10 protein-coding genes and 1 riboswitch are annotated in these 14,882 nt (G+C 69.1%); of the genes, 6 read left to right on the top strand and 4 right to left on the bottom strand.

Annotation, left to right across the window (positions count from 1 at the left end):
- Positions 1–2: 2 nt before the first annotated feature.
- Positions 3–989, bottom strand: a complete 987-nt coding sequence (locus tag ACTOWY_RS13805; protein ID WP_441310011.1) for an NADPH:quinone oxidoreductase family protein — start codon at positions 987–989, stop codon at positions 3–5.
- Positions 990–1,096: 107 nt separating this feature from the next.
- Positions 1,097–1,333: riboswitch (cobalamin riboswitch) on the top strand.
- Positions 1,334–1,623: 290 nt separating this feature from the next.
- On the opposite strand from ACTOWY_RS13805, the gene ACTOWY_RS13800 reads away from it, so the two are divergent.
- From ACTOWY_RS13800 to ACTOWY_RS13785, 4 genes are all read left to right on the top strand, one after another.
- Positions 1,624–4,485, top strand: a complete 2,862-nt coding sequence (locus ACTOWY_RS13800) for a ribonucleoside-diphosphate reductase subunit alpha (RefSeq protein ID WP_441310176.1) — start codon at positions 1,624–1,626, stop codon at positions 4,483–4,485.
- On the top strand, positions 4,482–5,558 hold the full coding sequence (locus ACTOWY_RS13795) for a ribonucleotide-diphosphate reductase subunit beta (RefSeq protein WP_441310010.1): 1,077 nt from the start codon (positions 4,482–4,484) through the stop codon (positions 5,556–5,558). Before ACTOWY_RS13800 ends, ACTOWY_RS13795 begins: the two co-directional genes overlap by 4 nt.
- 64 nt (positions 5,559–5,622) lie before the next feature.
- Positions 5,623–6,750, top strand: a complete 1,128-nt coding sequence (locus tag ACTOWY_RS13790) for a hypothetical protein (protein ID WP_441310009.1) — start codon at positions 5,623–5,625, stop codon at positions 6,748–6,750.
- Positions 6,751–7,027: 277 nt separating this feature from the next.
- Positions 7,028–9,145: a diguanylate cyclase gene (locus ACTOWY_RS13785; RefSeq protein ID WP_441310008.1), complete on the top strand. Its 2,118-nt coding sequence runs from the start codon at positions 7,028–7,030 to the stop codon at positions 9,143–9,145.
- Here the strand turns inward: ACTOWY_RS13785 and ACTOWY_RS13780 are convergent.
- Positions 9,133–9,792, bottom strand: coding sequence for a transcriptional regulator (locus ACTOWY_RS13780; RefSeq protein ID WP_441310007.1), 660 nt, complete (start codon positions 9,790–9,792; stop codon positions 9,133–9,135). The two genes, ACTOWY_RS13785 and ACTOWY_RS13780, sit on opposite strands and share 13 nt — an antisense overlap.
- 83 nt (positions 9,793–9,875) lie before the next feature.
- Here ACTOWY_RS13780 and ACTOWY_RS13775 point away from each other — a divergent pair, with 83 nt between their 5' ends.
- Positions 9,876–10,916, top strand: coding sequence for a sigma-70 family RNA polymerase sigma factor (locus tag ACTOWY_RS13775; RefSeq protein WP_441310006.1), 1,041 nt, complete (start codon positions 9,876–9,878; stop codon positions 10,914–10,916).
- Positions 10,913–11,722, top strand: a complete 810-nt coding sequence (locus tag ACTOWY_RS13770; protein WP_441310005.1) for an acyl-CoA thioesterase — start codon at positions 10,913–10,915, stop codon at positions 11,720–11,722. The genes ACTOWY_RS13775 and ACTOWY_RS13770 overlap by 4 nt, the downstream gene beginning before the upstream one ends.
- A 9-nt stretch (positions 11,723–11,731) precedes the next feature.
- Here ACTOWY_RS13770 and ACTOWY_RS13765 read toward each other — a convergent pair whose 3' ends face one another.
- Together ACTOWY_RS13765 and ACTOWY_RS13760 are read right to left on the bottom strand one after the other, a co-directional pair.
- Complete coding sequence (locus ACTOWY_RS13765) at positions 11,732–12,880, bottom strand: acyl-CoA dehydrogenase family protein (protein ID WP_441310004.1); 1,149 nt, start codon at positions 12,878–12,880, stop codon at positions 11,732–11,734.
- Position 12,881: 1 nt separating this feature from the next.
- Entirely contained in the window at positions 12,882–14,876 is a 1,995-nt protein-coding gene (locus ACTOWY_RS13760) for an acetyl/propionyl/methylcrotonyl-CoA carboxylase subunit alpha (RefSeq protein ID WP_441310003.1), read from the bottom strand.
- Positions 14,877–14,882 lie beyond the last annotated feature (6 nt).

Below are 14,882 nucleotides of genomic sequence, written 5' to 3'. Positions count from 1 at the left end.
TCCTAGTCAAAGGTCACCACGACCCGGCCGACGGAGTCGCCGTCGGCGAGTCGTTGCAGGCCCGCGGGCGCCTCGGCCAGCGGCAGCCGCTCGCCGACCAGCGGATCGACCAGGCCCTCCTCGGCCAGTGCGGCCAGTTCCAGGCTCGCCTGGCGGACCGAGGCCGGATCCTTGTGCGTGTACAGGCCCCAGTGCAGGCCCAGCAGCGAGTAGTTCTTGACCAGGGCGTGGTTCATCGCGGCGCTGGGGATCTCGCCGCTGGCGAAGCCGACGATGACGATCCGGCCCTCGAAGGCGATGACCTTGGTGGAGGCGCGGAAGGACTCGCCGCCGACCGGGTCGTAGACCACGTCCACGCCGCGGCCGCCGGTGAACTCCTTCACCGTGGCGATCACGTCCTCCTGCTTTCGGTCGATCACCAGGTCCGCGCCCAGCTGCTTGGCCACCTCGGCCTTGCGCGCGCCGCCGACCACGCCGATCACCGTGGCGCCCGCGGCCTTGCCGAGCTGGACGGCCGCGCTGCCGACCCCGCCCGCGGCGGCGTGCACGAGCAGCGTCTCGCCCTCGGCCAGCCCGGCCCGGCGGTGCAGGCCGAACCAGCCGGTCTGGTAGGCGATGTGGAAGCTGGCGGCCTGCGCGTCGTCCAGGGACTCCGGCGCCGGGATGACCTCGTTCGCGTTGACTGTGACGTAATCGGCAAGTCCGCCATGCGGCGGCGCGGGGGTGGCGATGACGCGATCGCCGACCGACCAGCCGGACGCGCCCTCACCGAGCGCGACCACGTCACCGCAAAGCTCGACCCCCGGGGTGAACGGCAGTGGCGGGCGGACCTGGTACTGACCACGGCAGATCAGCACGTCCGGGAAGTTCAGCGCGGTCGCCCGGACCTTCACCAGCAGCTGGCCGGGGCCTGCCACCGGGTCCGGAACCTCGTCCAGCTTGAGCACATCCCGCGGCTCGCCCAGCTCGTGCACCCGCCATGCCCGCACTACACACCTCCACGCACCGTGATCGGTCAGCCCCCATCGTGTCATGTCCCACCGACACGCGACACACGGCCATATTGGGTGCGCTTGCACAGGCGACCCCTACATGTAGTATCCGTTCCGCTGATGGTTCACCGGGCACGCAAACCCCCGGTGAGGCAACAGGGAACCCGGTGCGACTCCGGGACTGCCCCGCAGCGGTGAGTGGGAACGACCGCCGTCACCGGCCGAGCGATCGCGCCGGTACAGCACTGGACGCCACGGTCCGGGAAGCGACGGCCAGTAGGAGACCGGCCCCGGCCGGCACGCCCACGAGTCCGAAGACCTGCCGTCAGCGGGCGCACCGACGGTGTGCCCGGTTCGCGGTCTCGTGGGAAGGCCGAGCGGACGACCAGACGGCGCCTCCGCGCGCCCCGGTCGGCCCTCGCCTGCCTCTGACTCCGCGGCCCATCGGCGCCGGCGCTCGCGAGGAGAGACGACCTGTATGACCGCATCGCCCGCGAGTGCTAGCGAGCCTCAGAGCTAACGCCTCACCCAAGCTTCCCCAGCGACGGCAACCGAACCCGCACCCGGGTGCCCGGTCGCCCGGCGCTGCCTTCGTCCGCCCAGCACACATTTTGGAGCAGCTTTCGTGTCAGTGCATTCGCCAGAGATCGCCTCGGGGGCGATCACGGTGATCCGCCGCAACGGCGCGGTGTCCCCGTTCGAAGCGAGCAAGATCTCGGTCGCGATGACCAAGGCCTGGCTGGCCGTGGAGGGCACCGACGCCGGCGCCTCGCCGCGCGTGCGGGAACAGATCGCCGAGCTGACCCAGTCGGTGGAACAGGCTCTGTTGCGGCACGCCGGACCGGACCGGCCGTTGCACATCGAGCAGATCCAGGACCAGGTCGAACTGACCCTCATGCGGGCCGGGCACCAGAAGGTCGCCCGCGCCTACGTGCTCTACCGCGAGGAGCACACCAAGGCCCGCGCGGTGTCCGCGCCCACGGCCGCGCCGCGGTTCTCGGTGCGCCAGGCCGACGGCACGCTGGTCCCGCTGGATGCCGCGCGGCTCGCGCTGGTGATCCAGGAGTCCTGCGCCGGGCTGACCGCGGTCGCCGCGGAGACCGTGCTCGCCGAGACCATGCGCAACCTCTACAACGGGATCAGCCCGGCCGAGCTGAGCGTGGCGCCGGTGATGGCCGCGCGCACCATGGTCGAGAACGACCCGAACTACTCCTACGTCAGCGCCCGGCTGCTGCTGGACAAGCTGCGCGGTGAGGCCCTCGGCTTCCTGGCCGGCGAGGAGCGGGTGGCCAGCCACGCGCAGATGACCGAGCAGTACCCGGTCTACTTCGCCGAGTTCATCCGGCGTGGCGTGGAGCTGGACCAGCTCGACACCGAACTGGCCAAGTTCGACCTGGAACGCCTGGGCGCGGCCCTGGTGGCCGACCGCGACCTGCAGTTCCAGTTCCTGGGCATGCAGACCCTCTACGACCGGTACCTGTTGCACAGCGACGAGGTCCGCTACGAGCTGCCGCAGGCCTTCTTCATGCGGGTGGCCATGGGCCTGGCGCTGCGTGAGGACGACCGCGAGGCGCGGGCGATCGAGTTCTACGACCTGATCTCCAGCTTCGACTTCATGTGCTCCACGCCGACGCTGTTCAACGCGGGCACCACCCGCTCGCAGCTGTCCTCCTGCTTCCTCACCACGGTGGGCGATGACCTGGAGGGGATCTTCCACGGCATCAGCAACAACGCGCTGCTGTCCAAGTACGCGGGCGGGCTGGGCAACGACTGGACCCCGGTGCGCGGTATCGGCGCGCACATCAAGGGCACCAACGGCAAGTCCCAGGGCGTGGTGCCGTTCCTGAAGATCGCCAACGACACCGCGGTCGCGGTCAACCAGGGCGGCAAGCGCAAGGGCGCGGTCTGCGCCTACCTGGAAACCTGGCACATCGACGTCGAGGAATTCCTCGACCTGCGCAAGAACACCGGCGACGACCGGCGGCGCACGCACGACATGAACACCGCGAACTGGGTGCCGGATGAGTTCCTGCGCCGGGTGCGCGCGGACGGCCAGTGGACGCTGTTCTCCCCGGATGAGGTCCCGGACCTGCACGACGCCTACGGCCTGGAGTTCTCCCGCAAGTACGCCGAGTACGAGGCGGCGGCCGACCGCGGCGAGATCCGGGTCTTCCGCCGGGTGCAGGCCAAGGACCTATGGCGGCGGATGCTGACCATGCTGTTCGAGACCGGTCACCCGTGGATCACCTTCAAGGACCCGTGCAACCTGCGTTCCCCGCAGCAGCACTCGGGTGTGGTGCACTCCTCCAACCTGTGCACCGAGATCACGCTCAACACCCAGGTTGGGATTCTCGATCCCGCAAGCGGATCTTCGCTAGACGAGGTCGCCGTGTGCAACCTCGGCTCGGTCAACCTGGCCCAGCACATCACGCCGGAGGGCATCGACCACGCCCGGCTGGAGAAGACCGTGCGCACCGCGGTCCGCATGCTGGACAACGTGATCGACGTCAACTTCTACACCATCCCCGAGGCGCGCCGGTCCAACATGCGGCACCGTCCGGTGGGCCTGGGCCTGATGGGCTTCCAGGACGCGCTCTACGCGCTGCGGCTGCCGATGGCCTCGCCGGGCGCGGTGGAGTTCGCCGACCGCAGCATGGAGGAGATCTCCTACTACGCGATCTCGGCCTCGGCCGAGCTGGCCGCCGAGCGTGGCGCGTACGAGTCCTTCCCGGGTTCGTTGTGGAGCAAGGGGATCCTGCCGATCGACTCGGTACAGATCCTGGCCGACAACCGCGCGGGCGACCTCGCGGTGGACCGTTCGTCCACTTTGGACTGGGACACGCTGCGGGCGCGCGTGGTCGAGGTCGGCATGCGCAACTCCAACGTGATGGCGATCGCGCCGACCGCGACCATCGCCAACATCACCGGGGTCAACCAGTCGATCGAACCGCTGTACCGCAACCTGTACGTGAAGTCGAACATGTCCGGCGACTTCACCGTGGTCAACCCGCAACTGGTGCGCGAGCTGAAGGAGCGCGGGCTGTGGGATGAGGTCATGATCGGCGACCTGAAGTACTTCGACGGCAGCCTCGGCGCCATCGAGCGCATCCCGGCCGAGCTGAAGTCCTTGTACGCCACCGCGTTCGAGCTGGACAGCGAGTGGCTGATCGAGGCGGCGGCGCGGCGGCAGAAGTGGATCGACCAGGCCCAGTCGCTCAACCTCTACATGGCCAAGCCCAGCGGCAAGAAGCTGGACTCGCTCTACCAGCTGGCCTGGCTGCGCGGCCTGAAGACCACGTACTACCTGCGCGCGCAGAGCGCCACGCACGTGGAGAAGTCCACCCTGCGCGGCACCGACGGCAAGCTCAACGCCGTCTCCCCCGTGCTGGTGGCGCCCGAACCCGCCCCGGCCGCGGTCTCCCCCGCCGCCGCCCAGGCCGCCGAGGCGCTGGCCTGCTCCATCACCGACCCGGACTGCGAGGCCTGCCAGTGACCGCCCTTGAACCCTCTGTCGACGCCACCGGCCTCGGCCAGATCGACCGCAGCGGCGGCCGGGTCAGCGTGGACGACAAGGCGATGATCAACTGTCGCGCCGACGTCAACCAGCTGCTGCCGCTGAAGTACAACTGGGCCTGGGACAAGTACCTGGCGGGCTGCAACAACCACTGGATGCCCACCGAGGTCTCCATGCAGGCCGACATCGCCCTGTGGAAGTCCCCGACCGGCCTGACCGACGATGAGCGCCGGGCGATCAAGCGCAACCTTGGCTTCTTCGCCACCTCGGAATCGTTGGTGGCCAACAACATCGTGCTCGCGGTGTACCGCCACCTGACCAACCCGGAGTGCCGCCAGTACCTGCTGCGCCAGGCCTTCGAGGAGGCCGTGCACACGCACACCTTCCAGTACATCTGCGAATCGCTGGGCCTGGACGAGGGCGAGCTGTTCAACATGTACCGCGAGGTCCCCTCCATCACGGACAAGGCCGCCTGGGCGCTGCGGTACACGCAGAACCTGGAGGACCCGGAGTTCAGCACCGGCACCCCGGAGAAGGACCAGGCTTTCCTGCGCGATCTGGTCGCCTTCTACGTGGTCTTCGAGGGCATGTGGTTCTACACCGGCTTCGCCCAGATCCTGTCCCTGGGCAGGCGGAACAAGATGGTCGGCATCGCCGAGCAGTACCAGTACATCCTGCGCGATGAGTCGATCCACCTGAACTTCGGCATCGACGCGATCAACCAGATCAAGATCGAGAACCCGCACCTGTGGACCGAGGCGTTCCAGGCCGAGATCCGCACCATGCTCCGCGAGGCCTGCGAGCTGGAAGTGGCCTACGGCCGCGACACCATGCCCAACGGCCTGCTCGGCCTCAACTCCGAGCTGTGCGAGCAGTACATGCACTTCATCACCAACCGGCGCTGCGCCCAGATCGGCCTGACTCCGGTGTTCCCGGAGGCGGAGAACCCGTTCCCGTGGATGTCGGAGATGATGGATCTGAAGAAGGAGAAGAACTTCTTCGAGACCAGGGTCATCGAGTACCAGACCGGTGGCGCGCTCGACTGGGACTGACCTGATCGTGTGGGGTCGCCACGGCTACGGTCGCGGCGACCCCACACGCAGCTAACCTGATGCCATGGCCTCGGTTACCTTGCGTGACTTCGTCTGGACTGTCGATCCCAAGCTGGTTGGGGTAGAAGGAATTTCGGCCGAGCTGAAGCCGCGAACCCGTAAGCTCGACATCAACATCGCTCGCCTGGTCAGGATCAACACGCTGGCCACTCCATGCCCAGCCCGGTTCGACAGCTACTTCCCTGAAGCCCGGATTCTTCTGTCCTATTTGGACACTCCACTGGACGGACCGCTGCGGCTTCGTCCAGATGTGGCACGAACTAGCTCTCATCACATTCGACACTTCGTGGTGGAGTCGCTGGGACTGGCCATGCTCACCGCCGCGGTGGAGGCCAGCGGGCGCTGGCATCGCCGTGGCTCTCTGCACCATCTCGACGCGTTGTCGATCGGGCCGGACAGGTCCTACCGGAAGCGAGGAATCAAGCCAGATCTGCTGTTCGGCTGGCCCAAGCGTCGGCTCGCCGGCGAGGCCCGGGGACGTTACCGGAAGGCGCCGTCGAGGGCGTTGGCTGACAATCTGCGACGTCTCGATGAGCTTCTGAGGTGGTCCCAGTACCACCGAGATCATCCGTTCGTCATGAGCTGGGCATATGCGAACGAACAGGAGATCACCGTGGATCTGTTCGTTCCTCGCGGCAAGCCACGTCAGCCAGCCGTCCAGGCTGACGACACCTCACGGGACGCGGACGGCACATCGCAGAAGGTGGGAGTGCTAGCCGACGAGTTGCGGGGCCTGCCAGATTTCTGGCTGCGGGACCTTTCCGGTGGCAACGCCAATGATGATCGGACTCCAGTCCGATGGCTTGCTGAACGTGCACAGACCCACGTGGCCAGTGTCCAAGAGACTCTGTTCACCACCGCCCCTCCGGTGGGTCGCCTCGTGTCAGGACGACGCCTCCACGGCGCGTGGGCTCCGCTCAACCTGTTCGGTCGCGGGGATCGGCGACTCGCCTTCGGTCTCCTCCACCAGGATTTGTCGCCGGAGGAGCAATCCGAGATGGTGGACCGCGTCAGTCGGCGGACAGACGGGAACTCGGGCACGGCCTTGGATATCTCAGGCCGATTGGTCGTGCTGGTAACAAGCGACACGGATGGTGACCCGTGGGATCTACTCGCCGATCGGGAGCAGTGACCGCAATCGGATAGCCCGGTAACACACCGTTGTCCCCCATTAGTGCGCTTACCCAGCGACATCAGTTCTACTTTCAACCGCCAGCGTCCCTAATCCGCCCCAGCACGTGCCCAGGGCCTGCGGAAACAAGCTCGGGCAGGTCGAGCGCGGCCAAGCGGAGCGGATCTCACACCATCGACCGGGTGCGTCCGGCGGTATCCAGGGGTTCAATGGTTTTGCACACGCCTTGGGTGGGGCATGATGCGCGCGCGGGTGTGTTTCGAGCAAGGGGACGTGCATGGACGTAAGCAGTCGTCCGGCCGGTGATCGCCGGTGGCTGGTCTACCTGCTCGTGGGACTCGCCTTTGTCGGGGTCTACTACCTGATTCCCACCGACGACACCGGTCGCATCGCCCGGTTCGTGGTGTATTGCCTGATCACCTCCTCGGCGGCGGTGGCCGCGTTGTACGGGGTGCGGCGGAACCGGCCGCGGCCGCTGCGGCCCTGGACGCTGATCGCGCTGGGTCAGGTCGTCTACGCGGTGGCCGACATCTGCTTCTACGTCGCGCACTACGTGCTGCGCGATCACAGCTATCCGAACGTGGCCGACATCTTCTACCTCGGGCACTACCCCCTGGTCGTGGCCGGTCTGCTGCTGCTGATCCGGATGCGCAGCCCCGGCCGGGACATGCCGGGCGTGCTGGACGCGGCCGTGTTGTCGGTCAGCGCGGGCATGATGTCCTGGCTGTACCTGATCGGACCGCGAGCCCGGCTGGACTCGCCGCTGCTGGTCAAGGCCGCCTCGCTGGCCTATCCGATGATGGACCTGGCGATGCTCGCGGTGGCCATCCGGCTGATCATGGGCGGCGGCCGGCGCCCGGCGGCGTTCACCCTGCTCAGCACCAACCTGCTGGCGTTGTTCGCGGCCGACTCGCTCTATGTGCTGCAACAGCTCGACGGCAGTTACGCCGCGGGCAACTACCTGGACGCGATCTGGCTGACCTCCAACCTGGCCCTGGGCGCCGCGGCGCTGCACCCGACCATGCGTCAGCTCGGCGAGCGTTCGACCTCGGACACCGACACCGGTCCGAGCCTGGCCCGGATGGCGGTGCTGTCCGCGGCCGCGCTGCTCGCGCCGGTGTTGCTGCTGGTGCAGAGCGCGCAGGGGGACATGACCGGGGTGCCGGTGATCGCGGTGGCCTGCGCGCTGCTGTTCGGGCTGACCATCGCCCGGCTGGCCGGCCTGGTCTCGGCGCAGCGGCGGCTGGCCATCACCGACGTGCTCACCGGCCTGTACACCCGGCGCTTCTTCGAGGCGCACCTGCCGATCGAGATCGCCAGGGCGAAACGGGCGGACGGGCATCTCGCGGTGTTCATCGTGGACGTGGACCACTTCAAGTCGATCAACGACCGGTACGGGCACCCGGCCGGTGACCAGGTGCTGGTGGAGATCGCCGACCGGCTGCGGGCCTGCGCCCGCGCCGGGGACATCGTGGCCCGCTACGGCGGCGAGGAGTTCGCGCTGCTGTTCCCCGACACCAGCCCCACCGAACTGCCCGGCATCGCCGAACGACTGCGGCACTGCGTGGCCAGCAGCCCGATCACCGTCTCCGCCGACACCTGGATCGCGGTCACCGTCTCCGTTGGCACGGCCTGTTTCCCGCTGCACGGCGAGCAGCCCAGCGAACTGGTCGCGGTGGCCGACCGCGCGCTGTACGCGGCCAAGGCCCAGGGCCGGGACCGGATCGTGGTCGGCCGCGCCCCCGAACCCCCGGCGGGCCGGATGGCCGATCACGCGGCGATGGTGGACTACCTGCGGCACGTGGCCGATGAGGTGGACGGCAAGCTGGCCGGTCAGGAGCACAGCCGGGCGATCAGCCGGTGGGCCCGCGAGGTCGCCGAGGCGATGCGGCTGGGGCCGGAGGCCGCGCACCAGGCCGGGCTGGGCGGGCGGCTGCACGACATCGGCAAGATCGTGGTGCCGCCGGAGGTGCTGACCAAACCGGGCAGGCTGGACGAGGCCGAGTGGGAGCTGATGCGCCAGCACCCCGACCATGGTTACCGGCTGGCCGCGATGGTGCCCGACTTCGAGGTGATCGCCGACATCATCCGCCAGCACCACGAACGCTTCGACGGCAGCGGCTACCCACAGGGACTCGCCGGCGCCGACATCCGGATCGAGGCCCGGATCATCGCGGTCTGCGACGCCTGGGCCGCGATGTGCTCGGACCGCCCGTACCAGCGGGCTTTGGTCGCGCGGCAGGCGATCCAGGAACTACGGCTGGGCAGCGGCACCCAGTTCGACCCGGACGTGGTGACGGCGTTCCTGAAGCTCCAGCGGCGCGGAGCGGTGGGCACCCTGCGCCCGATCCGCCCCGCCACCGAGGAAGCCCAGGACCGCAGCTACCGGACGTGATCGTCCAGGCTGTTCCAGAAGGACAACTCGTAGGCCTGCAACAGCCGCCCGTACCCATGCGCCGCGTGCACCGAGTCCCCGGCCGCCAGCCCCGCCTGGACCGCGTCCATGGCCAGCTCCAGGAGTTGCGGCGCGGGCGCGGCGAAGAAGTCGAAGAACCCGCGCCCCGCCTCGCTGAACCCGTAGTGGGTTTCCAGGGCCCGCGACACGGTCCCGCAGTACTCGCCCCAGGCCCCGAAGTTGACGTTGAGCGCCAGGATCACCGAGGTGATGTCCCCGTTCAACGCCAGCCACGCCAGATACGACGGATACGCCTGACACCCCGGCAACGGCTGGTAGTTCCGCAGCCCGTCCTCATCCAGCCCCGCGGCCGCCGCGAAGTCGAGCACCCGCTCCAGCGCGATGCCCTCGCCCGCGGCCATGGTGGCGAAGTACTGCTTGGCCGCGGGTGTCTCCGCCCGCGCCGCCAGGTGCAGCAGACTGCGCCAGTCACTGCTGATCACCCGGTACTGCTCCCCCGCCAGCGCCGCGAACACCGCCACGGGCGCCTCGCCCGCGGCGATCCGCGGCACCAGCCGGTTCTCCCCGTCGGCGTGCCCGAGCACATCGCGTAGACCGGCCAACGTCTCCTGCGCGGTTGGACTCATTCGCCTCTGACTTCCTGCGTGAAACCGCTGTGACGCGGGCAGCCTAGCCCTCTTTGTCGGCCCAGGGCGGTAGCTTCACGCGCATGCCGGAACCCAGCGCCGCCGAACCCGAACTGCTGGCCGCGGCGCAACGGGACGATCAGGACGCTTTCGGGCACCTCATCACCCCCTACCGCGCCCAGCTCTACGCCTACTGTTACCGCATGCTCGGCTCCACCCACGACGCCGAGGACGCCGTGCAGGACGCGTTCGTCAAGGCGTGGAAGGGAATCGCCGGGTTCGAGGGGCGGGCGTCCTTCAAGGGCTGGCTGTACCGGATCGCCACCAACGTCTGCCTGGACCAGATCCGGCGGCGCCCGCGCCGCATCCTCACCGACGACTACGGCCCCCCGGCCGCACCCGACGTGGAGAGCACCGGCCCGGTCACCGAGCCGATCTGGCTGGAACCCTGCCCGGACGACCTCCTGGCCCTGGACCCGGCCGCGGGCTACGAGTTGCGGGAGAGCGTCGAGCTGGCTTTTCTCGTTGCGCTGCAACATCTTCCGGCCAACCAGCGAGCGGTGCTGATCCTGCGTGAGGTGCTCGCCTTCAGCGCGGCCGAAGTCGCCGCGACCCTGGACACCTCGGTGGCCTCGGTGAACTCCGCGCTGCAGCGCGCCAGGGCCACCATGCGCGAGCAGCCCAAGTCCCAGCGGGCCGAGCTGGCCGAATTGGGGGACGCGGGGCAACGGGAGTTGCTGGCGGCGTTCATCGAGGCGTTGCAACGCTCCGATGTGGACGCCATGGTCGCGTTGCTGGCCGAGGACGTGCGGTTCACCATGCCGCCGATGCCGTTCTGGTTCGACGGGCGGGCGGATGTGCTCGGGTTCCTCACCGGGGTGGTGCTCAAGGAGTCCTGGCGGCGGATTCCGGTGCGCTGCAACGGGCAACTCGCGTTCGCGGCGTACCTGGACCGGGGCGAGGGGCATCGCCTGATGGCGGTGGATGTGCTCACGGTGCGGGATGGGCGGATCGCGGCGATCACCGCGTTCCCGAACGCCTCGGTGCTCGGTGTCTTCAATCTGCCAACGGCCTTCGCCGACCTGGCACCGGCGCAGACATCGGCCTATGGTCGGTCTGGATGACTTCTCTCGATGACGGTGATTTCCGCGCCCAGGTCGACGTCCGGGTACGGCAGGGCGATCTGGGCCGGGACGGCTCGGCGAGCACGATCGGGATGGCCCGCTGGCTGGAGGACGCCCGGATCCGGCTGCGCCTGCCCGGCTTCGAACGGCTCGTGGCCAGCGGCGGGTTCGGCCCGTTCGCCATCCTGCTCGTCGGCCAGCAGGTCGAACGGCTCGGGCCTGCCGGACCGACCGGCGCCCGCGTGCAGGTGCACACCGGTATTCGCCGGGTCGGGCGGTCCTCCTTCACCTTCGAGCAGGTGATCGTGGCCGGTGGCGAGCGGGTCGGCGGTGGCGGCGCCTCGGTGGTGCTGGCGGACAAGTCGGGGCCGCTCCAGCTGCCCGCGGAGCTGATCGCCGATCTCACCGAACTGCGACTGCCCGACACGGGATCACCCGCACCCGCCCGCCCCGGACCGGAGCGACTGCGACGCGAGCACTACTCGTACTGGGCCCCGCTGCGCTCCCGGATCGGTGACGTCGACTCCAACCAGCACGTCAACTTCAACGCCCTGGCCACCTGGTACGAGGAGGCCGTCGCCGCGTTCACCACGCACACCGCAGGGACCGGCGCCGCGGTGCCGCCGGATCTGCCGCCGTGGTCGTACCGGATCCAGTACCTCGGCGAGGTGACCTACCCGGGCGACTACGAGATCGGCCTCGCCGTCAGCGCCGCCGACACCGAGTCCGCGCACTACGAACTCGGTGTCTTCCGGGACGGCGCCTGCCTGGGTGTGGCCGACGCGGTCGGGCCGGTCGCGACCTGACCGCCGGGGTTACAGGCCGAGCTGGCGGGCGATGAGCATGCGCTGGACCTCGCTGGTGCCCTCGCCGATCTCCAGGATCTTGGCGTCGCGATAGAAGCGGCCGACCGGGTACTCGTTCATGAAGCCGTAGCCGCCGAAGACCTGGGTGGCGTCGCGGGCATTGTCCATCGCGGCGTTGGAGGCGACCAGTTTGGCGATGGCCGCTTCCTTCTTGAAGGGTTCGCCGCGCAGCATTTTGGCCGCGGCGTGGTGGTAGGCCAGCCGGGAGGTGTGCGCGCGGGCCTCCATGTCGGCGATCTTGAACTGGATGGCCTGGTACTCACCGATCTTCTGGCCGAAGGCCTCCCGCTCACCGGCGTAGCGCACCGACTCGTCCACGCAGCCCTGGGCCAGGCCCACCGACAGCGCGGCGATGGCGATCCGGCCCTCGTCCAGGGTCTGCAGGAACTGGGCGTAGCCGCGGCCGCGTTCGCCGAGCAGGTTCGCCGCGGGCACCCGGACGTCTGCAAAGGACAGCTCGTGGGTGTCGCTGGCGTTCCAGCCGACCTTGGAGTACTTCTTGGACACGGTGAAGCCGGGGGTGCCCGAGGGCACGATGATGGTGGAGATCTCCTTGCGGCCATCGGGTTTCTTGCCGGTGACCGCGGCCACGGTGACGAAGCCGGTGATGGTGGTGCCGGAGTTGGTGATGAACGCCTTGCTGCCGTTGATCACCCACTCGTCGCCGTCCAGCTTGGCGGTGGTGCGCATGCCGGAGGCGTCCGAGCCGCTGCCGGGTTCGGTCAGCCCGAAGGCGCCCAGCTGCTCGGCCGCGCACAGCCTGGGCAGCCATTCCGCCTTCTGCTCCGGACTGCCGAAGCGGTGGATCGGCATGGCGCCAAGGGAAACCCCGGCCTCCAGGGTGATCGCGACCGAGGAGTCGACCCTGGCGAGTTCCTCCAGGGCCAGGCAGAGCGCGAAGTAGTCGCCGCCCATGCCGCCGTGCTCCTCGGGGAAGGGCAGGCCGAACAGGCCCATCTGCCCCATCTTGCGCACGATCTCGTACGGGAACTCGCAGTTCTCGTAGAACTCCCCGATGACCGGAGCCACCTCGTCGCGGGCGAACTCGGCCACGGTCTTGCGCAGCGCCTCGTACTCCTCGCTGAGCTGCTCGAACATCTCATCCCTCCTGGGGAGTCACGACGGCAAGGACCTGGTCCAGACCGACCTGTTGGCCGGGCCGCACCCGTAGTTCGCTGACGAGGCCGTCCACCGGGGCGGTGATGGTGTGCTCCATCTTCATGGCCTCGACGATGATCAGTGGCTGGCCGGCGGTGACGGCGTCGTCCTGGGACACCTTCACCACCAGCACGGTGCCGGGCATCGGGCTGGTGACCGGGCCACCCGCGGCGCCGGGCGCCTCGTGCCGGGCCGCGGCCAGTCGTTCGGTCTCGGTGACCTGGTAGGTCTCACCGTCAGCGGTGAGCCAGCAGGTGTGTCCACTTCGGACAGCGGTGAACCGGGTGGTGCGACCCCGGTGGGACAGGGTCAGTTCGATCGCGCCGTCGGACCCGGTACGCGCCGAGGCGCTGGCCCGCTCGGGTTCGCCGTCGCCGATGACGATCTCGGCATCCCTTGCCCGGCCACGGATTTTGACCTCGACCGCCTCGCGGCCGCCGGTCTCGACCTGCCAGCTCACCCAGGCGGGTTCGCCGATCCGCCAGCCGCCGGGCACATCCCACGGATCGGCCGAGCCCTGGGGTTCCAGGGCCAGCAGCCGTTCCAGGGCCACCGCCGCGTACACCTTGTCCGGCACCTCGGTGGCGGTGAGCTTGTCCAGTTTCCGTTCCACCAGACCGGTGTCGAGGCGTCCGGCGGCGACGTCCTCATCGGCCAGTAGGGCGAGCAGGAACGGGATGTTGGTGGTGACGCCCAGCAGCACCGAGTTGGCCAGGGCGTCGCGCAGCCGCCGGATGGCTTCGGCGCGGTCCCGGCCGTGCGCGATGTACTTGGCCAGCATGGGGTCGTAGTCGCTGCCGACCGCGCTGCCGGGCAGCAGCGCGGAATCCACCCGCACCCGGTCGCCGGGTTCGCGCAGCACCAGCACGGTGCCGCCGGTGGGCAGGAAGCCCCGAGCCGGGTCCTCGGCGTAGATCCGGGCCTCCACGGCGTGCCCGGTCAGCGCGATATCGGACTGGGCGAACTCCAGCTTCTCCCCCGCGGCCACCCGCAGCTGCCACTCGACCAGGTCCAGGCCGGTGACCAGTTCGGTGACCGGGTGCTCCACCTGGAGGCGGGTGTTCATCTCCATGAAGAAGAACTCGTCAGGGGCGTCCGCGGAGAGGATGAACTCCACGGTGCCCGCGCCGGTGTAGCCCACCGACCGCGCGGCATCGGCCGCCGCCGCGCCCATCTTCTGCCGGGTTTCCTCGTCCAGCAACGGAGATGGGGCCTCTTCGACGATCTTCTGGTGCCGCCGTTGCAGGCTGCACTCGCGTTCGCCCAGGTGCAGCACGGTGCCGTGGGTGTCGGCCAGCACCTGGATCTCGATGTGCCGGGGCCGCTGCACGAACCGTTCCAGCAGCAGCGTGTCATCGCCGAAGGAGCCGCTGGCCTCACGCCGCGCGCCCGCGATCGCCTCGGCCAGTCCGGCGTGCTCGGTCACCAGGCGCATGCCCTTGCCGCCGCCACCGGCGGACGGCTTGAGCAGCACCGGAAAACCGACCTCACCGGCGGCCTCGATCAGGTCCTCATCCGTCAGCCCTGGTTCGCTGCGGCCGGGCACCACCGGGACCCCGGCGGCGGACACGGTCTGCTTGGCCCGGATCTTGTCGCCCATCGCCTCGATCGCGGCGGGCGGCGGGCCGACGAAGACCAGTCCGGCCTGCGCGCAGGCGGTGGCGAAGGCGGTGTTCTCGGCCAGGAAGCCATAACCGGGGTGCACGGCTTGGGCGCCGGTTTCCCTGGCGGCGTTGATGATCCGCTCGATGGACAGGTAGCTGTCCCGCGCGGCGGCCGGGCCGATACGCACGGCCACGTCGGCCTCGCGCACGTGCCGGGCCTGGGCGTCGGCGTCGCTGTAGACCGCGACCGAGCGAATGCCCATGCGCCGCAACGTGTCGATCACCCGGACCGCGATCTCGCCGCGGTTGGCGACCAGGACGGTGTCGAACATGGTCAA

The organism is Crossiella sp. CA198, from assembly GCF_052078295.1.
GTDB lineage: Bacteria > Actinomycetota > Actinomycetes > Mycobacteriales > Pseudonocardiaceae > Crossiella.
The sequence above is the reverse complement of the archived record's forward strand: the minus strand, read 5'-3'. Positions and strand labels throughout refer to the sequence as shown.

Bases quoted from the DNA above. Each gene is read 5' to 3' on its own strand.
- ACTOWY_RS13790 (WP_441310009.1), top strand. From the start codon at position 5,623: ATGGCCTCGGTTACCTTGCGTGACTTCGTCTGGACTGTCGATCCCAAG.
- ACTOWY_RS13785 (WP_441310008.1), top strand. From the start codon at position 7,028: ATGGACGTAAGCAGTCGTCCGGCCGGTGATCGCCGGTGGCTGGTCTAC.
- ACTOWY_RS13780 (WP_441310007.1), bottom strand. From the start codon at position 9,792: ATGAGTCCAACCGCGCAGGAGACGTTGGCCGGTCTACGCGATGTGCTC.
- ACTOWY_RS13775 (WP_441310006.1), top strand. From the start codon at position 9,876: ATGCCGGAACCCAGCGCCGCCGAACCCGAACTGCTGGCCGCGGCGCAA.
- ACTOWY_RS13770 (WP_441310005.1), top strand. From the start codon at position 10,913: ATGACTTCTCTCGATGACGGTGATTTCCGCGCCCAGGTCGACGTCCGG.
- ACTOWY_RS13765 (WP_441310004.1), bottom strand. From the start codon at position 12,880: ATGTTCGAGCAGCTCAGCGAGGAGTACGAGGCGCTGCGCAAGACCGTG.
- ACTOWY_RS13760 (WP_441310003.1), bottom strand. From the start codon at position 14,876: ATGTTCGACACCGTCCTGGTCGCCAACCGCGGCGAGATCGCGGTCCGG.